Annotated in this window: 15 protein-coding genes and 1 pseudogene; 11 read left to right on the forward strand and 5 right to left on the reverse strand. The window is 67.8% G+C overall.

The genetic code is table 11. The features are described from left to right. Window positions 1–522 (reverse strand): annotated as a pseudogene (locus GRS48_RS03685) (RNA-guided endonuclease TnpB family protein); the annotation flags it as partial. A gap of 310 nt (window positions 523–832) precedes the next feature. Here GRS48_RS03685 and GRS48_RS03690 point away from each other — a divergent pair. The 10 genes from GRS48_RS03690 to GRS48_RS03735 all read left to right on the forward strand — a co-directional run bounded on the left by GRS48_RS03690 (window position 833) and on the right by GRS48_RS03735 (window position 11,355). After that, on the forward strand, window positions 833–1,036 hold the full coding sequence (locus GRS48_RS03690; RefSeq protein ID WP_159483666.1) for a hypothetical protein: 204 nt from the start codon (window positions 833–835) through the stop codon (window positions 1,034–1,036). A gap of 57 nt (window positions 1,037–1,093) precedes the next feature. Next, window positions 1,094–3,004 carry a hypothetical protein gene (locus tag GRS48_RS03695; protein WP_159483668.1) on the forward strand — a complete coding sequence of 637 codons (1,911 nt, stop codon included), beginning with the start codon at window positions 1,094–1,096 and terminating at the stop codon, window positions 3,002–3,004. A gap of 94 nt (window positions 3,005–3,098) precedes the next feature. Beyond that, window positions 3,099–4,442 (forward strand): hydroxymethylglutaryl-CoA synthase, encoded by a 1,344-nt coding sequence (gene hmgB / locus GRS48_RS03700; protein WP_159483670.1) that lies wholly within the window; start codon window positions 3,099–3,101, stop codon window positions 4,440–4,442. A gap of 209 nt (window positions 4,443–4,651) precedes the next feature. After that, window positions 4,652–5,107 (forward strand): 30S ribosomal protein S19e, encoded by a 456-nt coding sequence (locus GRS48_RS03705; protein WP_159483672.1) that lies wholly within the window; start codon window positions 4,652–4,654, stop codon window positions 5,105–5,107. A gap of 97 nt (window positions 5,108–5,204) precedes the next feature. Then, window positions 5,205–6,050, forward strand: a complete 846-nt coding sequence (locus tag GRS48_RS03710; RefSeq protein WP_159483674.1) for a translation initiation factor eIF-2B — start codon at window positions 5,205–5,207, stop codon at window positions 6,048–6,050. Window positions 6,051–6,210: 160 nt separating this feature from the next. Continuing rightward, window positions 6,211–7,149, forward strand: a complete 939-nt coding sequence (lipA, locus tag GRS48_RS03715) for a lipoyl synthase (protein ID WP_159483676.1) — start codon at window positions 6,211–6,213, stop codon at window positions 7,147–7,149. 190 nt (window positions 7,150–7,339) lie between these two features. Continuing rightward, a complete protein-coding gene (locus GRS48_RS03720; protein WP_159483678.1) occupies window positions 7,340–8,473 on the forward strand; it encodes a branched-chain amino acid ABC transporter permease in 1,134 nt (377 codons plus the stop codon). Next, window positions 8,470–9,813, forward strand: coding sequence for a branched-chain amino acid ABC transporter permease (locus GRS48_RS03725; RefSeq protein WP_159483680.1), 1,344 nt, complete (start codon window positions 8,470–8,472; stop codon window positions 9,811–9,813). The genes GRS48_RS03720 and GRS48_RS03725 overlap by 4 nt, the downstream gene beginning before the upstream one ends. Continuing rightward, complete coding sequence (locus tag GRS48_RS03730; RefSeq protein ID WP_321168302.1) at window positions 9,776–10,582, forward strand: ABC transporter ATP-binding protein; 807 nt, start codon at window positions 9,776–9,778, stop codon at window positions 10,580–10,582. Before GRS48_RS03725 ends, GRS48_RS03730 begins: the two co-directional genes overlap by 38 nt. Next, on the forward strand, window positions 10,579–11,355 hold the full coding sequence (locus GRS48_RS03735; RefSeq protein ID WP_159483684.1) for an ABC transporter ATP-binding protein: 777 nt from the start codon (window positions 10,579–10,581) through the stop codon (window positions 11,353–11,355). Before GRS48_RS03730 ends, GRS48_RS03735 begins: the two co-directional genes overlap by 4 nt. Window positions 11,356–11,533: 178 nt before the next feature. On the opposite strand, the gene GRS48_RS03740 is transcribed toward GRS48_RS03735, so the two are convergent. Next, window positions 11,534–12,844: an ABC transporter substrate-binding protein gene (locus GRS48_RS03740; protein WP_159483686.1), complete on the reverse strand. Its 1,311-nt coding sequence runs from the start codon at window positions 12,842–12,844 to the stop codon at window positions 11,534–11,536. A 117-nt stretch (window positions 12,845–12,961) separates the two neighbouring features. Next, complete coding sequence (ggt, locus tag GRS48_RS03745; RefSeq protein ID WP_159483688.1) at window positions 12,962–14,590, reverse strand: gamma-glutamyltransferase; 1,629 nt, start codon at window positions 14,588–14,590, stop codon at window positions 12,962–12,964. Between the two features lie 159 nt (window positions 14,591–14,749). Between ggt and GRS48_RS03750 the strand changes: the two genes are divergently transcribed. Beyond that, window positions 14,750–15,433 (forward strand): helix-turn-helix domain-containing protein, encoded by a 684-nt coding sequence (locus tag GRS48_RS03750; protein ID WP_159483690.1) that lies wholly within the window; start codon window positions 14,750–14,752, stop codon window positions 15,431–15,433. A gap of 10 nt (window positions 15,434–15,443) precedes the next feature. Here GRS48_RS03750 and GRS48_RS03755 read toward each other — a convergent pair whose 3' ends face one another. Together GRS48_RS03755 and GRS48_RS03760 are read right to left on the reverse strand one after the other, a co-directional pair. Next, entirely contained in the window at window positions 15,444–16,811 is a 1,368-nt protein-coding gene (locus tag GRS48_RS03755; protein WP_159483692.1) for a M28 family metallopeptidase, read from the reverse strand. A 131-nt stretch (window positions 16,812–16,942) separates the two neighbouring features. Beyond that, window positions 16,943–17,278: a hypothetical protein gene (locus GRS48_RS03760; protein WP_159483694.1), complete on the reverse strand. Its 336-nt coding sequence runs from the start codon at window positions 17,276–17,278 to the stop codon at window positions 16,943–16,945. Window positions 17,279–17,325: the final 47 nt, after the last annotated feature.

Here is a 17,325-nt window from a genome sequence, read left to right on the forward strand (position 1 = left end):
GCGGTCACCGTTCCACACGGCTCGAACCTGCTGGATGTTCTCCACCTGTACATCGGGGCGGGTTTCGTACTCTGCGAGGATGAAGTCCGAGCGGTGGGTCTTCAGGTTGAAGCCCTTACTCAGTCGGAGTTGATCGTGCTTGGAATCGTGCTTGATACCCTTCTGCTTCCACGTTACGGTGGAGCGCGGGTGTTCGTCGCCGTGTTTGCGGTAGCCGGGTGGGTTGGCGTCCTCATCTCCGCGTTGGCGTGCTTTGTACCAACTAGTGAACGACTCAGCAAGCTCTTCGAGAACTCGCTGACTTGACTGAGAATGAAGGTCACTGTATCGTTCGTGTTCCTTGAGTTCGGATTTGAGTTCGCCGTCGTCGGGGATTTCCCCGTCGTCGTCCCACCGGCCCTGCGTGTAGTACCGGGCGACGTTCCACAGTTTCGATGCAGAGAACCCGCACTGGTCGAGGTCGCCACTCACCTGTTGGTGGTTGACGATTTTCGCTCGATACGTGCGGGTTGTCTCCAGCATCGGACTGTGTTCATAACTAGTTATGTGAATGTCTATATTAAAATCAACGACTGGGCGTGGAATATCCGGCAGCCCCATCGAGTGTGGTTGGTGGAGGAGTTGTCGGCTGTATCCCCGCCCTGAAGAGCGGGGTTTTAGCCTTGAATCTTCCATAAGCAGAAGGCGGCGCTTCGCCCGCCCCTTATAAGGGATCGGCGACGCGCTGCGGTCGCTTCTCGACCGCTGCCGGCGTTCGCTCCGCCCCGTCGTCCACCGGTCATCGCCACCACCGACCGTCCCCTTTTAGGTGGCCGCCCGCCCGGATCGGTGTATGAACGACGACAACGACGCGCCCGACGGTCCGGGGCTCGCCGCGGTGCTCTCGGCGGTGATCCTCTCGTTCGTCCTGGTCACGGGGGCCGGGCTGTTCGTGGCCGACATCAACTCGACGCAGGCGGTGCTCATCGGCGGGGTGTCGTCGGTCGTCGCCGCCATCGCGGCGACGCGGAGCGGTCGCCGGGCGGCTCGGTCCTGATCCCCGCCGAGACGCCGGTCGGCGGATTTTATAAGTACTCGTGCCCGAGGGTCGGTAATGCGATTCAGTCACGACCGTCGGGGACAGTCGGTCGTGATCGGGACGGTGATCCTGTTCGGGTTCCTGATCGTGGCGCTGGCGGTGTATCAGGCGCAGATCGTCCCACAGGACAACGCGCAGGTCGAGTTCGAGCACAGCCAATCCGTCGAGGGGGACTTCGTCGACCTCCGGAACGCGGTGTTGAGTGCCGGCCGATCCGGCGACGACCGCTCGACGTCGATACCGCTCGGGACGCGATACCCTCAACGGACGTTCTTCGTGAATCCACCGCCCGCCACGGGTCAGTTGTCGACGAGCGATCCCGGAGGGTTGCGGATCGAGAACGCGAGGGTCGATGCCGAAGGGAACGTCGCCGCGTACTGGACCGACCGGATCGACGAGGACGACGCCATCGCGTTCGACACGCGTTCGATCCGTTACGCGCCCGATTACACCGAATTCCGGAACCCGCCCGATCTCGTCTACGAACACTCCTTCGTCGTCGCCGAGTTCGACGACGCGGCGCTCGGACGCACCGGCCAGACTGCCGTGGATACGGATCGGAACCGGATCCGACTGACGGCGCTCGACGGGGACCTCAGGGAATCCGGCGTCGAGCGTGGGAGCGTCGACCCCGAGGTGCTCTCGCAGAACCGACGGTCGGTGACTCTCGAATCGGACGACGGCGGGCCGATCGTCCTCCGCCTTCCGACGGACGTCTCGATGGACCGTGCCGACGACCTCGTCACCGCGTGGGAGCGCCAGCTCGGAGAGGACGTTCAGGAGGTTACGGTCGCGGGCGGCGAGGTCAGGATCGAACTCGACGGCGACGACAGCTATCGCCTGGAGCTCGGAAAGGTCGGGGTCGGAACCGGCGCGACCGAGCCGGCGGCCGACGACCGCTACATCACCGCCGTCCCCTCACAGCGGGTTGCGGCCGTCGCCGAGGTCCGCGACCGGTACAACAACCCGGTCGAAGGCGTTGCGGTCGACGTCGACGTCGACGGGAGCCCCGTGGAGACGCTCCGCACCGACGACGACGGTCGCGTCGAGTACGTCCCCGACGGACAGCCGACCGTCGAGATGCGGATCAACGAGGGGGACGAAGACTGGGAGGAGCTCCGCTTCGACGCCGGTACCGTCGGAGCCGGCGGCGGTGGTGGGGACAACATCAACCCCGGCGAGAACTCGGACGTCGTCCTGAACGACGTCGGCGTCCGCGGCGGGCAGCGGACGGTCGACCTGCAGTTCCGGAACAACGCCGACGAGGACCGCGAGTTCCGGGAGATGGAGTTCACGCTGTACTACCGCTCACAAGGGGACACGCGGGAGTCGTTCACCGTCCGCGGCCCGGACGATACGGGCCAGGAGCTGACGCTTCGCGGCGGGTTCGTGGAGCTCGACGCGCCGTTCGTGATCCCGGCGGGCGGGACCGCGACGTTCACGATCGAGTTCGACGCGAACGCCCAGAACGACCTGCTCGGGGTGAGCGTCCGTGACGACCTGAACCGACAGGCGCTGTACCTCGCCGGGATCGAGGGATCGATCGACGAAGAGGACGACGACGTAAACGGCGGGAACGGTGGTGATGATGGCGACGCTCCCGCAGAGGCAATATTTGAATCCCTGTCCGCAACAGTAACAGACTCAGGCAGCTCCGGGATCAGAGAAGTCACATTTGATTACCAGCTCCCGGAAACCGCATCTGGCGTGGATTTCACGGTGACTGACGACAGAGGGGAAACAAACACTGAGACCGGATCTGGTGATACCGGCCCGCAGACTCAAGCGGTTAGCATTGATGCCTCTTCAGGTAATAATAGGCCAGTTACGGTAACCGCAGATATCGAGGGTGGCAGCTGTCAGACTGCTACTCTCGACGAGGTTGATTCCAACCCACTATATCCAGACGACTGGGAGCCGTGCTAGTTCGTATTTAATTGTGTGATCCGATCAAATAGTTCCACGATCGACGTAAACCCCTATCGACACACCCATAAGCCCACCTCATGAACAGCTATCCATGACCGCAGTGGGGATCGACGCCATCGAGATCCGATCGGGGAAGCTCAAGCTCGACCTGCCGAACACGTTCGCGCCGCAGAAGGGGGACGACCCGGAGAAGTACACGAAGGGGCTCGGCCTCAACAACTCCTCGTTCCCGGACGTCTACGAGGACATCGTCACGATGGGGGCCAACGCCGCCAAGTCGCTGATGGACCGCAAGGGGCTCGTTCCGGCCGACATCGGCCGGATCGACGTCGCCACGGAGTCGGCGTTCGACCACTCGAAGCCGGTGTCGACGTACATCGCGGGCTGTCTCGAGCAGGTGTACGACGACGACTTCCGGCACGCCAACAAGGGCGAGCGCAAGTTCGCCTGCGTGGCCGGCACGCAGGCGATCGACGACGCCTACAACTGGATCAAGGCGGGGCGCCACCGCGGGCGCGCGGCGCTCGTCGTCGCGACCGACACCGCGCTGTACGCCCGCGGCGACCCCGGCGAGGCGACGCAGGGCGCGGGCGCGGTGGCGATGCTCATCAGCGAGGACCCGTCGATCGTCGAGCTGTCGACCCACCAGGGATACGGCTCGATGGACGAGACCGACTTCCTGAAGCCGAACCAGCAGTTCCCGAGCGTCGACGGGAAGCGGTCGATGCAGGTGTACCTCGCCCGAATGCGTGAGGCGCTGGAGGACTACCAGTCCGTCGCGGGGAAGGTCCACCTCGACGACTTCGCGTACGCGCCGTTCCACACCCCGTTCCCGGGGATGGTTCGGAAGGCCGCCCTGCTCGCGTACCGCCACATCATCCGCGACACGGAGATCGAGGACGATCTCGCCGGCGAGATCGGTCGCCAGCCCCGCGAGGACGACTACGAGGACCGGGAGGCGTACGAGGCGGCGATCCGCGAGCACATGGACGAGCTGAAGACGACCGACGCGTACCAGTCGTGGTACGCCGACGCCGTCGAGCCGACCCTCGGGCTCTCCCGTGAGGTCGGTAACTGGTACACCGGCTCCGTCCACGTCGCCCGCGCGAGCGCGCTCCGCGACGCGATCGCGAAGGACCGCGACTTCGTCGGCGAGACGCTGCTCGTCGGCTCGTACGGCTCCGGCGCACAGGCGGAGATCCACGCGGAGACGGTCCGTGAGGGCTGGCGCGAGGAGATCGAAGGGCTCGATATCGACGCCCAGCTCGACGCTCGCTACGACCTCTCGTGGGAGGAGTACGAGGACGTCCACGACGTCCACGAGTACGACAAGGACGTCGAGCGCGAGATCGAGGAGTTCACCGCGCCGAGCGAGGAGTTCGTCTTCACCGGCTGGGGGCGCATGAACGAGCGGAAGTACGAGTACATCGCGTAGCCCTCGCCACGTTGCGAGCGCGGCTTCCCACCGCCGCCCACCACTGCCCGCCACCACTCACCGCCGCCCACCACTGCCCGCCACCACTCACCGCCGCCCACCACCGCCCGATCGCGTCGCCGTCGACGCGGCGTCCACCGTGAAAACGGCTCGCACGACGCCTCTCCAATACGATGGGTTTAAACGACTTTGGGCAGAATTCTTCCCCAATGGTAACCATCTACGACGTGCCGGCCGACGCCCTCATCGAGGAGCTCGCCGCACGACTCGAGGAGCGGATCGACGAGCCCGACTGGGTCCAGTTCGCCAAGAGCGGCTCCGGCAAGGAGCTCCCGCCGGAACAGGACGACTTCTGGTACGTCCGGTCCGCGAGCCTCCTCCGGAAGGTCGCCCAGAACGAGCCGATCGGCATCGAGCGGCTGGCGACGGAGTACGGCACGAAGAAGCGCGGCTCGAACCGCTACATCGTCCGCCCCGGCGAGCACTCCAGCGGCTCCCGAAAGCTCATCCGCGCGTCGCTGCAGGCGCTCGAGGAGGAGGGACTCGTCTTCACCGCCGCCGGCGAGGGTCGCCGGATCACCGACGACGGCGAGGCGTTCCTCTCGGAGGTCGCCGCCGACGTCCTCGAGGACCTCGACCGCCCCGAACTCGAACGCTACGCGTAACCGCCGACCGACGCCGGCCGTTTTCGTAACCCGTCGCCCCGACAGCGGCCGCGCCGTCCCCGGAACCCCTTTGAGGTGTCCGCACTCATCCTCGGGTATGATCGACGAGACGGTCGCCGAGATCCGGGCGATGCAGACCCACAGTACGTCGGTGGTGGCCGTGAAGGCGACGCGGTCGCTGGCGGAGCTGCTCGACCGCGAGTACATCACCGTCGACGAGTTCGAACGCGACCTCGAACACAACGCGGGCGTGTTACGCCGGTCGAACCCGTCACACGCCGCGCTCCACAATGCGATGCGTGAGGTCGAACGCTCCGTGGTCGGCGAGGTGTCGACGGTCGAGGCGGCCGCACAGCTGCTCGAGGACACGATCGAGCGCGTCGTCGCGGAGGTGGAGTCGTCGAAGGCCGCCGCCGCGGCCAACGCCGCCGAGCGGATCGCCGACGGCGACACGCTGCTCGTTCACGACTACTCGACGACGGTGTTGGAGTCGATCGAGACGGCGGCGAGCGAGGGCAAACACCTGACGGTGTACGTCACCGAGGCACGCCCGCGAACGCTCGGTCGGAAGACCGCGCGTGCGCTCGCGGCGATGGACCGGGTCGACGCTCGTATGGTCGTCGACAGCGCGATGGGATACGCGCTGCGCGGCTGTGACCACGTCCTGTTGGGGATCACCTGCATCACCGGCGGCACGTACTACAACCGCATCGGGACGTTCCCGCTCGTCGTCACCGCACGGGAGCTCGGCGTCCCGGTCACCGTCGTCGGCTCCGGCGCGAAGCGCATCGAGGAGTTCCAGTTCGAAAACGAGTTCCGCGACGCCGTCGAGGTGATGCGTGAACCCGTCGAGAACGTCACTATCGAGAACCCCAGCTACGACGCGACCCCGATCGGAATGATCGACACCGTGATCACCGACGAGGGAATCGAGGAAGCGTAACCGAGGCGGATAACCACGGGGATACCCCACGGTCGACAACTAGGCGGCGGATAACCAGGCGGTCGACAGCCAGGCGGTAGAAAATTAGGCTATCGACGACCATGGGTTCGTCGACCCGGACGACCCGCACGCTTTTGCACCCCCGTCCCCGAGGTCGCGTATGCAACGCGGTCGACGGAAACCGGACTGGCTCAAGTCACGACCGCCGTCCGGGAGCCGGTTCACGGCCATCAAGGAGACGCTTCGTGACCGGGACCTCCACACGGTCTGTGAGGAGGCCAACTGCCCGAACATGGGCGAGTGCTGGTCCGGGCGCGACGGCCCCGGGACGGCGACGTTCATGCTCATGGGCGACCGCTGCTCGCGCGGGTGTAACTTCTGTGACGTCGAGACGGGGGGGATGGAGGCGCTGGACCCGGCGGAGCCCGCAAACGTCGCCGACGCGGTCGCGGAGATCGGCCTCGAGTACGTCGTCCTCACCTCCGTCGACCGCGACGACCTCGCCGACGGCGGCTCCGAACACTTCGCCGAGACGATCCGCGAGATCAAGCGGCGTGACCCCGGGATCCTCGTCGAGACGCTGATCCCCGACTTCGCGGGTGACCCCGACGCCGTCGACCGCATCGTCGACGCCGGCCCGGACGTGATCGCCCACAACGTCGAGACGGTCGAACGGCTCCAGTGGCCCGTCAGGGACCGTCGCGCGAACTACGAGCAGTCGCTCGCCGTCCTGGACCGGATCGACCGCACCGCCGACGTCCACACGAAGACGAGCCTCATGCTCGGGGTCGGCGAGTACGACCACGAGGTGTACCGGACGCTCGGCGACCTCCGCGAGGTCGGCGTCGACGTCGTCACCTTCGGCCAGTACCTCCAGCCGTCGCGGTCCCATCTGGACGTGTTCGACTACGTCCACCCCGACGTGTTCGACGTCTGGCAGCGCGTCGCCGAGGAGGAGTTCGGGTTCCTCTACTGTGCGTCGGGCCCGATGGTACGGTCGTCGTACAAGGCCGGCGAGCTCTTCGTCGAGGCGCTCCTGCGTGACGGCCGCTCCGTGGCGGACGCCAGACGGCACGCGCGGGCCGCGGGCGGGGACTGAGCCGACGGTCGGAACGGATCGGAGGACTCGCTCCAAACGGTTCCCCGACATGTCGACCGAGACGTCCGATCCGCCGGCCGGCGGGAACGGATCGCTCCGCGGCAACGGTCGTTCTGTTCGCCTCCCTACAGCTCCGTGAGACCGAAGGGTTATTTATTATAGCACATACTGTAACGTGATACTCTTACACATGGTCGCATCAAACACGATCGATCGGGGGCGGACGTTACTCCGCGAGCAACCGGTGCTGGCGCTCGCGGGCGTCGCGGGTGCGGTGCTCGTCTTGGACCTCCTCGCCCGGCTCGCCGGCGTCGAGGTCCCGCTGGTCGGCGATCGGACGTTCGGGGGGTCGCTCGGGATGGGCCGGTTCGGTGGCCTGTTGTGGAACGGGATCATCGTCGGCCTCATCTTCGGGCTGGCCGGGATCGGCCTCTCGATGACGTACAGCATCCTCAATTTCGCGAACTTCTCACACGGTGACTTGGTGACGACGGGCGCGTTCACCGGCTGGGGGGCTGCCCTCTTGGTCGCCGGATGGGGCGTCGCCGACGTCGGTCACCTCCTCCTGGTTCGGCCCGGGAGCGGCGCGAACCCCAACGAGATCGGGGCGTCGATCGCCCAAGCGCCGCTGTCGATCCTGATCGGCGCGGCCGTCGCCGCCGTCGCGACCGTCGTCGTGGCCGTGGCGATAGACCGGGCGGTGTACAAGCCGATGCGGGACCGCGGCGGCATCGCCCTGCTCATCGCCAGCATCGGCGTCGCGTTGGCGCTCCGGTACGTGATCCAGTTCGTCTACGGGAGCCGGAACCGCGGCGTGACCTCGACGCAGGACGTCAACGCGACGGTGCTCGGGATCACCATCGATCTGCACGAGGCGACGCTCGTCCTCGTCGCCGCCGGGCTGATGCTCGGGATGCACCTCATGCTCCAACGGACCAAACTCGGGAAGGCGATGCGCGCGATGGCGGACAACAAGGACCTCGCGCTCGTGACGGGCATCCCGACCGAGCGCGTCGTCACGGCGACGTGGGTCCTCGGTGGGGCGCTCGCGGGCGTCGCGGGCTACCTGTACGTGTTAGAGCGCGGGACCATCGAGTTCAACCTCGGCTGGTTCCTCCTGTTGTTCATCTTCGCGGCCGTGATCCTCGGCGGAATCGGGTCGATATACGGTGCGATCGCCGGCGGCTTCGTCATCGGCTTCGTCCACGAGGTGTCGCTGATCTGGGTCCCCTCGGACTTCAACGCCGCCGCGGCGTTCACGATCATGATCCTCGTGTTGTTGTACCGCCCGCAGGGGCTCTTCGGCGGGGTGACGACGGCATGAGCGCCGACGGCTCGAACGACCCGGACGCGGACGCGCCGGGCCCGGACGCCGAGGGGCCGAGCGCGGACGGCCCCGCCGACCTCGCGGCGTACCTCCGCGCGGAGGTCGCGGCCACCGACTTCCGGATCGTCGTCGCGACGATGCTCGCCGTCTACGCCCTATTCGCCGTGTTCACGCTCCTCGCCGGGGGCGGTCTCAACACGCTCGGCTCGACGTGGGTGCGGCTCACGTTCCTCTTTGCCGCCTACGCGATCCTCTCGTTGGCACTGAACCTCCACTGGGGGTACACGGGGCTGTTCAACATCGGGGTCGCGGGGTTCATGGGCGTCGGCGTGTACACGATGGCGGTGCTTTCGACCCCGCCGGACGCCATCTCCGGGATGGGGCTCGGCCTCCCGCTCCCCGTCGGCATCGTCGGCGGCATGCTCGCGGCGGCGCTGGTCGGACTGGTCGCCGCCGTGCCGGCGCTCCGCCTGCGCGCCGACTATCTCGCGATCGTCACCCTCGGCCTCTCGGAGATCATCCGGCTCACGCTCAACTCGGCGACGCTCTCCGGCTGGACGATAGCCACGTTCGGCTTCGGGACCGGCGGCGGCAGCGGGATCGACCTCCCGGCCCGCCCGACCGACGCGCTGCTCGACACGGTCGTCGGGACGGCGCTCGTCGACGTCCTCGACCCGACGATAACCGCGTCGGTGCTCAGACGCTCGCTGTGGGTCCTCGTGATGATCGGCTTCGTGATCGGGATCTACGTGTTGCTCGCGCGGGTCGGCAACTCGCCGTTCGGACGGGTGCTGAAGGCGATCCGGGAGGACGAGCTCGTCGCCCAATCGCTCGGAAAGGACACCCGATGGTTCAAGATCAAGGTGTTCATGCTCGGCTGTGCCCTGATGGGGCTCGGCGGGATCCTCTGGCAGGGCTCGCAAGGCTACGTCAGCCCGGACTCCTTCCGGCCGATCGTCACGTTCTACGTGTTCGTCGCGGTGATCATCGGCGGCTCCGGCTCCAACACCGGCAGCCTCGTGGGCTCGATCCTCTTCGTCGGCCTGCTGTTCGAGGGACCGCGGACGTTCGGCAACATCGTCTCCAACGCGGTGAGCCTTCCGAGCGCGCCCGGAACGTTCGCCGGGGCGGTCGCGCCGCTCGCCTCGCTCGACGTCACCCCGCTGCTGTCGTACCTCGTCGGCAACATCTCCGCGTTCCGCTTCATCCTGCTGGGCGTCGTGTTGATCCTCATCATCCAGAAGCGTCCAGACGGCGTCCTCGGTCACCGGACCGAGACGGCCGCCGCGATCGACCTCGATCGCCCCGCGGCGAACGGGGGTGGGAACGATGAGTGACGCGCCGTTGCAGGTGCGCGACCTCAAGAAGACGTTCGGCGGCATCGTCGCCGTCGACGGCGCGAGCTTCGAGGTCGAGGCCGGCTCGCTGACGGGACTCATCGGTCCGAACGGGGCCGGAAAGTCGACGACGTTCAACTGCATCACGGGCGCGCACACGCCCGACTCCGGCACCGTCGTCTTCCAGGGCGAGGATATCACCGGCCGGAGGCCGGACCAGATCGCCAACCGGGGGCTCGTCCGGACGTTCCAGATCGCCCGCGAGCTGGAGGAGATGACGGTCCTGGAGAACCTGATGTTGGCCCCGAAGGGGCAGCTCGGCGAGCAGCTGTGGCGGTCCGTGACGCCGATCGCTCGCGGGGAGGTGATCGAACAGGAGGCCGAGCTCCGCGAGCGGGTGTGGGAGACGCTCGACTTCTTCGAGATCGACCACATCGCTCACGACGAGGCGGGGACGCTCTCGGGGGGCCAGCGAAAGCTCCTCGAGATGGCCCGGGCGATGATGACCGACCCCGACCTGCTGTTGTTGGATGAACCGCTCGCGGGCGTCAACCCGACGCTCGAGGAGAAGCTGCTGGACCGGATCCACGAGCTCCGCGGTCAGGGGTACACGTTCCTGCTCGTGGAACACGACATGGACGTCATCATGGACAACTGCGAACACGTTATCGTCATGCATCAGGGGTCGGTACTGGCCGAGGGCGAACCCGAAGTCGTCCAGAGCGACGACCGAGTGATCGAAGCGTACCTGGGGGAGATCGACGTATGAGCGGCGACGACACGCCGTCCACGGAGGGCGTCTCCGCGAAACGCGATCCGACCGCGACCGCGCCGGAGAACGCCCTGCTACGGGTTCGCGACCTCGACGCCGGCTACGGCGACTTACAGATCCTCACCGACGTCGTCCTCGACGTCGGCGACGGCGAGTACGTCACCATCGTCGGTCCGAACGGGGCCGGCAAGTCGACGGTGATGAAGACCGTCTTCGGGCTCACGACGTATATGGACGGGACGATCACGTTCCAGGGGTCGGAGATCCATCGGCTCCCGCCGGAGCGGATCATCCACGAGGGGATCAGCTACGTCCCGCAGAACGAGAACGTGTTCGGGTCGCTGACCGTCGAGGAGAACCTCGAGATGGGCGCGTACATCCTCGATGAGGTCCCCGAAGAGCGGATCGAGGCGGTGTACGACCGGTTCCCGGTGCTCCGGGAGCGACGGGACCAGAAGGCCGGCACGATGTCCGGCGGACAGCGGCAGATGGTGGCGATGGGGCGTGCGCTGATGCTCGATCCCGACCTCCTGTTGCTCGACGAGCCGTCGGCCGGACTCGCGCCCGACCTCGTCGACGACATGTTCGACCGGATCGACGCGATCAACGACGACGGGACGGCGGTCCTGATGGTCGAGCAGAACGCGAAGACCGCGCTTCGGCGGTGTGACCGCGGCTACGTGCTGGCTCAGGGCGAGAACAGCTACACGGACACCGGCGACCGGCTGCTGGCCGACGAGCGGGTCCGCCAGCAGTTCCTGGGCGGGTGAGGTCGCGGTCTGGCTTTGAAGCAGCCGTTCAGGTGACGCGGCCGGCTCTGCGAGGAGTTGTCCGTTCGTCGCGGCCGTCTTTTCAAGTGGTCTCGTGAGCGCCGTCGTCGTCGGACGTCCACCGTCTCGGTGGGGTCCGTCGCCACGACACCGCAAAAAACGTGGAAGTGCGTGCGCGTCAGTTCTCGAAGTCGATCGTCCGCTGGACCTCGATGACGCCGTCGATGAACCGGCTCACGTCGTAGGCGACCGCCACCATGTCGCCGTTGTCGTCGAAGTCGACCGACGAGGACGCGCCCTGGTAGTTGACCTCCTCGCCGTCGGCGATCATCTCGACCGCCTCGTCGAGGTTCTCCGGTCCGACCTCGGTGCCGGGTTCGTTCGCGACCTCGCGGATGTTGTCGCGGATCGCGGTGCCGTCCGCCTCGTCGCCGCCCGCGGCGACCGTCGCGAGGGCGATCGCCGCGGCGGCGTCGTAGGCGTGGCTGTTGAACACGCCCGGCTCCGCGTCGAACTCCTCCTCGTACAGGTCGGCGAAGAAGTCGGCCCCGGGGCCCGCCGCGCTCGGCGCGGTCCCCCAGACGTCGTTCATCGAGTTGCCGACCTCGTCGGGGAGGGTGCTGTCGATCAGGCCGTCCGGCACGACGATCTCGCCGTCCCAGTCGTCGGCGTAGTTGCCGTAGTAATCACGGAACAGCGTGATCCCCGACTGCGGGAACCCGACGATCATCAACGCGTCCGGGTCGTCCTCGAGGGCCTCGCCGATCTGTGAGGTGTACGTGGACTGTTCCGGCTCGAAGGAGACGCGGTTGAGGACCTCGCCCCCGAGGTCCTCGAACCCCTCCACGAACGTCTCCTCGAGCGCCTGTCCGTAGTCGTCGTTGAGGAACAGCGTGCCGGCCGTGCTCGCACCGATGTCCTCGTCCGCCACCTGCGCCATCACCGGGCCTTGGAGCGCGTCGCTCGGACACGTCCGGAAGATGTAGCCGTCGTCGTCGAGGTCCGTCACCGCGGGCGCGGTCGACGACGGGGAGATCCCGACCACCTGGTTCGGGATGAACACCTGACGGGTCACCTGGAGGTTGACGTTCGAGGACGTCGGGCCGACGACGGCGGGATAGCCGGCGTCGACGAGGTTCTGTGCCGACGAGATCCCCGCCTGTGGGTCGGTCTCCGTGTCGCCCGTCTGGACGTCGAAGTCGTAGCTGTCACCGAGCTGGCGCTCGACGAGCAGCGCGCCGTCCCGGATCGCCGGGCCGAGGCTGCCGAGGTCGCCGGTTTCCGGGGTGAGGACGCCGTAGCGGATCGTCCCGCCGTAGCCGACGTCGTCGCCCCCGCCGTTACCGTCGTCATCACCACCGTTGCCGTCGTCGCCACCGTTGCCGTCGTCACCGTTGCCGTCGTCGCCGCCGAGACAGCCGGCGACCCCGATCAGTCCCGCAACGCCGGTTCCTTTGATGACCGTTCGGCGATCGATGTTTCGTGCCATACTCTGACAAGCAAGGGTGGATATAAAGGTTTAACGCGAAGTTCGGCTGCACGGTCGTGGTCCTCACGCCGGTGCCGTCCCGATCGGAGAAAACGAATCCGCCCGCCGGCGTCCGTGTCAGTAGCCCTGCGCGTTGCCGTCCTTCCGCGGCTCGGTCGCCGCGGAGAGCACGCCCGCCTCGTTCCGGGCGATCTGTGCGCCGCCGAACACGTTCGGCGACAGGGTCCGGACGTCGTGGTCCCTCCGAACGAGCTTCGCGGCGACGTCGTCGTCGAACTGGGGTTCGAGCGCGAGCGAGCCGTCCTCGCGGTAGCGCCAGCGCGGCTCGTCGAGCGCGCGCTGTAGCGGCATCCCGTAGTCGACGACGTTCGAGATCACCTGTACGTGTCCCTGCGGCTGCATGTAGCCGCCCATTACGCCGAAGGCGGCCCAGTCGTCCTCGGCGAACTCGACGAGCCCCGGGATGAGGGTGTGGAACGGTCGCTTGCCGGGTTCGAGCCGGTTCGGGTGGTCGGGGTCGAGCGAGAACGAGGAGCCGCGGTTCTGGAGCGCGATCCCGGTGTCGCCGGCGACGAGCCCGGAGCCGAACCCGGCGAACCGCGAGTTGATGTACGAGACGACGTTGCCCTCGTCGTCGGCGACGGTGAGCAGGACGGTATCGGCGTCCTCGGCGTTCGCGTCGGGGACGCCGAACGTCACGTCGTGGTTCGCCTCCTCGCCGACCGCCGCGGCGCGCTTCTCGGCCCAGGCGGCCGACGCGAGCGGGGGGTGCTCCTCGTAGTCCGGGTCGGTGATGTAGCGGTGGCCGTCGTGGAAGGCCAGCTTCATGGCCTCGGAGAAGTAGTGGACGCGCTCGGCGGAGTCGTAGTCGTACTCGCCGGCGCCGAGCTCGGCCGCGATGTTGAGCGCCTCCAGCGCGATGAGCCCCTGGTTGTTCGGCGGGAGCTCGTACACCTCCGCGCCGTTGTACGTCGTCGAGACGGGCTCCGGCCACTCGACCTCGAACGCCGCGAGGTCGTCGACGGTCATGAAGCCGCCCTCGGCCTGCACCTCCGTCGCGATGGCGTCGGCGATCTCTCCCTCGTAGACGACGTCAGCACCCTCCTCGGCGATCAGCTCCATCGACCGGCCGAGCTTCGGGAGCGTGACGTACTGGCCGACGCTCGGCGACTCGCCGTCGAAGAGGTACGCGTCGCGGGCGTGGTCGCTCTCGAACAGCTCCTCGCCGTGCTCCCACTGTGCGGCGACGACCTCGCTGACCGGGTACCCCTCGGTCGCGTAGCGGATCGCCGGCCGGAGGAGTCGATCGAGCCCGAACTCGCCGAACCGCTCCGCGGTCGCCTCCCAGCCGCGGGCGGTGCCGGGGACGGTGGCGGCGTGTGCGCCCGTGTCGGGCATCTCGGCGTCGGCGGGGTCGTCGACGTCGCTGTCCTCGTCGTCGGCGATCGCCTCGCGGACGTTCTCGATCGTCGCGTCCGCCGGCGCGCCGCCGCAGGCCCGCATCGCGCCGACGTCGCCGTCGGCCGTCTTGTACAGCGCGAACACGTCGCCGCCGATCCCCGTCGAGGTGGGCTCGACGACGTTGAGCGCCGCCGCGGTCGCGACGGCGGCGTCGAACGCGTTCCCGCCCGCGCGGAGGATCTCGATCCCCGCTTCGCTCGCGAGCGGTTGGCTCGTGGCGACGACGCCCCGCGGTCCGTACACGGTCGACCGGCGAGAGTTGAACCGATCTAAGTCTGGATCCATACGCGTCCGTGGCGTGCGTTCCGGGTAAGTAATTACCCGAAATAGTTTGGTGTTGCCGCTTTCGCGACGACGGCGCGCCCGACGAGCCGGGTCGTCGGTCGAGCGAATCCCCGCTAGTGCGGCCGAAAACGACTTGTGGGCCCGCGCCCAATCGACGGTATGCGCGAGGTGACACTCCGGATCCGACACCACGGCGAGCCCGAAAGCGACCTCAGTGCCCGCTATCCGGAGGTCACCATCCGGTCGGTCTCGTCGATGACGGGACGGACCACGGAGCGGAAACGGATCATGGAGTTCCGGGGGCCGAGCGAGGACATCGAGGCGTTCCTGGCGGATTTCCGCGAGGCGGACGCCGTGCTCGAGGCCGAACCGCTCTCACCGCTTACGGACGGCCACGTCTACGTCGCGGTCGTCATCGACGCCAGCCGGTGGGACAGCATCACGGAGCGGCTCACCGACATGGGGATCCACTACCGGATGGGGACGACCATCAGCGCGGGGATCGAGCGGTGGACGCTGTATCTGGACCGCGACGCCGACCTCTCGGCCGTGATACGGGCGTTGGAGCGCGGCGGCAACGACGTCGAGCTCGCCCGCAACGTGGAGCTATCGGAGATCGACCGCCCGCCACAGCTGGAGCTCACCCGCTTTCTCGACGACCTGACGGACCGCCAGCGCGAGGTGCTCTCGACGGCGATCGGCCTCGGTTACTACGAGCACGGCGGCGGGGTCGGCGTCGAGGACGTCGCCGCGGCGCTCGACCTCGGCTCGACGACGGTGTGGGAGCACCTCTCGCGCGCGGAGGCGAAGGTGATGGCCGGGCTGGCCGACCAGCTCGACTGACGCGGGAGCGCTACTCCTCGTACGGCCAGCGTCCCCCGATCCGCAGCTCCTGGACGTAGCCGTCGTCGATGGCGTCCCGGACCTCCTCGCGCGACCGGTGCGGGATCGTCACGTCGTCGCTCGCGAACCGATACGTCGCCTCCGCGACCAGCGTCGCGACTTCGCGGAGGTCGCGCGGGTCGAGCTTGTCGAGCGTGTCGGCGTGGGTGTGCCCCCAGCCGCGGCCCGACTGCTCGGAGGTCGTCGACGTCATCACCGACGGGATTCCCTCCTGGACGAACGCCCACTGGTCGCCGTGCGGCGAGATCGTGTCGCCGGTCGACAGCTCCGCGGCGAACGCCGCCGCGACCGACTCGAAGACGGCCCCCATCTCCTCGAACCCGTTCGTGCCGACGCGCAGGTTCCGCGAGTTACACGCCCCGTCGAGGTTGACGACGCAGGCGATCTCCTCGTGGGGGATCGTCTCGGCGGCGTGGTACGCGCCCCACAGGCCGACCTCCTCCGACCCGAAGGTGATCAGGTGAACGCGGGTGTCGAGGTCGTCCTCGACCGTCTTCAACAGGCGGCCGACCTCCGCGACGAGCGCGGAGCCCGCGCCGTTGTCGTTCGCGCCGTCGCTGACGTCGTGTGCGTCGACGTGGGCGGTGAGCAGCACGGCCTCGTCGGTGTCGGGTCCGACGTCCGCCACGGCGTTCACGGACGTCGTCGGCTCGTTCCGGCAGTCGACCTCGATCGTCAGCTCGGGAGGATCGCCCGCGCCGGCGTCGGCCTCGTCGGCGAGCCGCGACAGCCGCGCGCCGACTTCCTTGCTGATCCCGACGGCGGGGATCGGCCCCGGCCGATTGTGGTAGCCGATCTCGCCGGTCGGCGGCAGCGCCCCCTCGATGTGGTTCCGGAAGACGAACCCGATCGCCCCGTGCTCGGCGGCGTTGACGTACTTCTCCATCCGGTGGAGCCAGCGGTCGTGCGTCTCCGGCGTCCGCGAGGAGGCCATCGCGATCGCCCCCTCGAGGTCCCCCGCGGCCGCCTCGAACTCCTCGTAGGTGCCGTCGCCGACGTCGACGAGCGGTGCAGTCACGTCCCCCGCCGGGGTGCCCGGCAGCGCGATCACGTCGTGGCTCCCCTCGTGGCGGCGTTCGACGGGGCCCGACACCGACAGCGCGGAGTCACCGCGCCACCAGCCCGGGATCTCGAACTCGTCGAGCCCGGCGTTCCGCAGCCCCGCCTCCTCGTACGCCTCGACGATCCGCTCCGCGCCCCGGCGCTCGCCCGCCGACCCCGCCATCCGGTTCCCGATGTCGGTGAGGTCCGTGAGGATCCGCCACCCGAAGTCACTCGTTCGCGCGTTGCCGACGACGCCGTCCGGTAGCTCGACCATACGTCGGGGTCGGGCGGGGCGGAAAAGGCGTTGTGGGAACCGGCGGTTTCGTGGGCGGCGCTCGCGACCGACTCGGCGATCTCGGGTCCGGCGGTGAGTGATCAGCCGTGGTGGGTTCGAACGAGGGCCACTCAGACGGGGTCGGCCTTCGTCACCTCGATCACGACGTCGTCGGGGTCGACGCCGATCCGCGCGAACTGCGTCCGAACGTGTTCTTTCGCCGCCGTCACGGCCTGGTCCCGGGTGTCGAAGCCGCGCGCCATCGGTTCCTCGAAGGCGACGCGGATCTCCGTGTCGTCGACGACCAGCGCCGAGCCGCCGCTTTCGACCTGGTAGAAGGAGTCACACACCCACACGTACGGGGCGTCCTCGTCGGGCGACCCCTTGTACGTGGGCGGCTCCTCGCCGCGCTCGAACACGGTGCCGGTGAGGTCCGTCCCGCCGCCGCTGCCGCGAACGAGTATCATACCCGTCGTACGGGACAGGCGGGTAAAAGGGTCCCGTGCGTCCCACT

Origin of the sequence: Halorubrum sp. JWXQ-INN 858, from assembly GCF_009806985.1 — an archaeon.
Lineage (GTDB): Archaea > Halobacteriota > Halobacteria > Halobacteriales > Haloferacaceae > Halorubrum.

Excerpts from the sequence above, each read along its gene's own strand:
- GRS48_RS03725 (WP_159483680.1), top strand. The coding sequence starts at position 8,470 with ATGAGCGCCGACGGCTCGAACGACCCGGACGCGGACGCGCCGGGCCCG.
- GRS48_RS03735 (WP_159483684.1), top strand. The coding sequence starts at position 10,579 with ATGAGCGGCGACGACACGCCGTCCACGGAGGGCGTCTCCGCGAAACGC.
- GRS48_RS03740 (WP_159483686.1), bottom strand. The coding sequence starts at position 12,844 with ATGGCACGAAACATCGATCGCCGAACGGTCATCAAAGGAACCGGCGTT.
- GRS48_RS03760 (WP_159483694.1), bottom strand. The coding sequence starts at position 17,278 with ATGATACTCGTTCGCGGCAGCGGCGGCGGGACGGACCTCACCGGCACC.
- GRS48_RS03705 (WP_159483672.1), top strand. The coding sequence starts at position 4,652 with ATGGTAACCATCTACGACGTGCCGGCCGACGCCCTCATCGAGGAGCTC.
- lipA (WP_159483676.1), top strand. The coding sequence starts at position 6,211 with ATGCAACGCGGTCGACGGAAACCGGACTGGCTCAAGTCACGACCGCCG.
- GRS48_RS03710 (WP_159483674.1), top strand. The coding sequence starts at position 5,205 with ATGATCGACGAGACGGTCGCCGAGATCCGGGCGATGCAGACCCACAGT.
- ggt (WP_159483688.1), bottom strand. The coding sequence starts at position 14,590 with ATGGATCCAGACTTAGATCGGTTCAACTCTCGCCGGTCGACCGTGTAC.
- GRS48_RS03690 (WP_159483666.1), top strand. The coding sequence starts at position 833 with ATGAACGACGACAACGACGCGCCCGACGGTCCGGGGCTCGCCGCGGTG.
- hmgB (WP_159483670.1), top strand. The coding sequence starts at position 3,099 with ATGACCGCAGTGGGGATCGACGCCATCGAGATCCGATCGGGGAAGCTC.
- GRS48_RS03720 (WP_159483678.1), top strand. The coding sequence starts at position 7,340 with ATGGTCGCATCAAACACGATCGATCGGGGGCGGACGTTACTCCGCGAG.
- GRS48_RS03755 (WP_159483692.1), bottom strand. The coding sequence starts at position 16,811 with ATGGTCGAGCTACCGGACGGCGTCGTCGGCAACGCGCGAACGAGTGAC.
- GRS48_RS03750 (WP_159483690.1), top strand. The coding sequence starts at position 14,750 with ATGCGCGAGGTGACACTCCGGATCCGACACCACGGCGAGCCCGAAAGC.
- GRS48_RS03695 (WP_159483668.1), top strand. The coding sequence starts at position 1,094 with ATGCGATTCAGTCACGACCGTCGGGGACAGTCGGTCGTGATCGGGACG.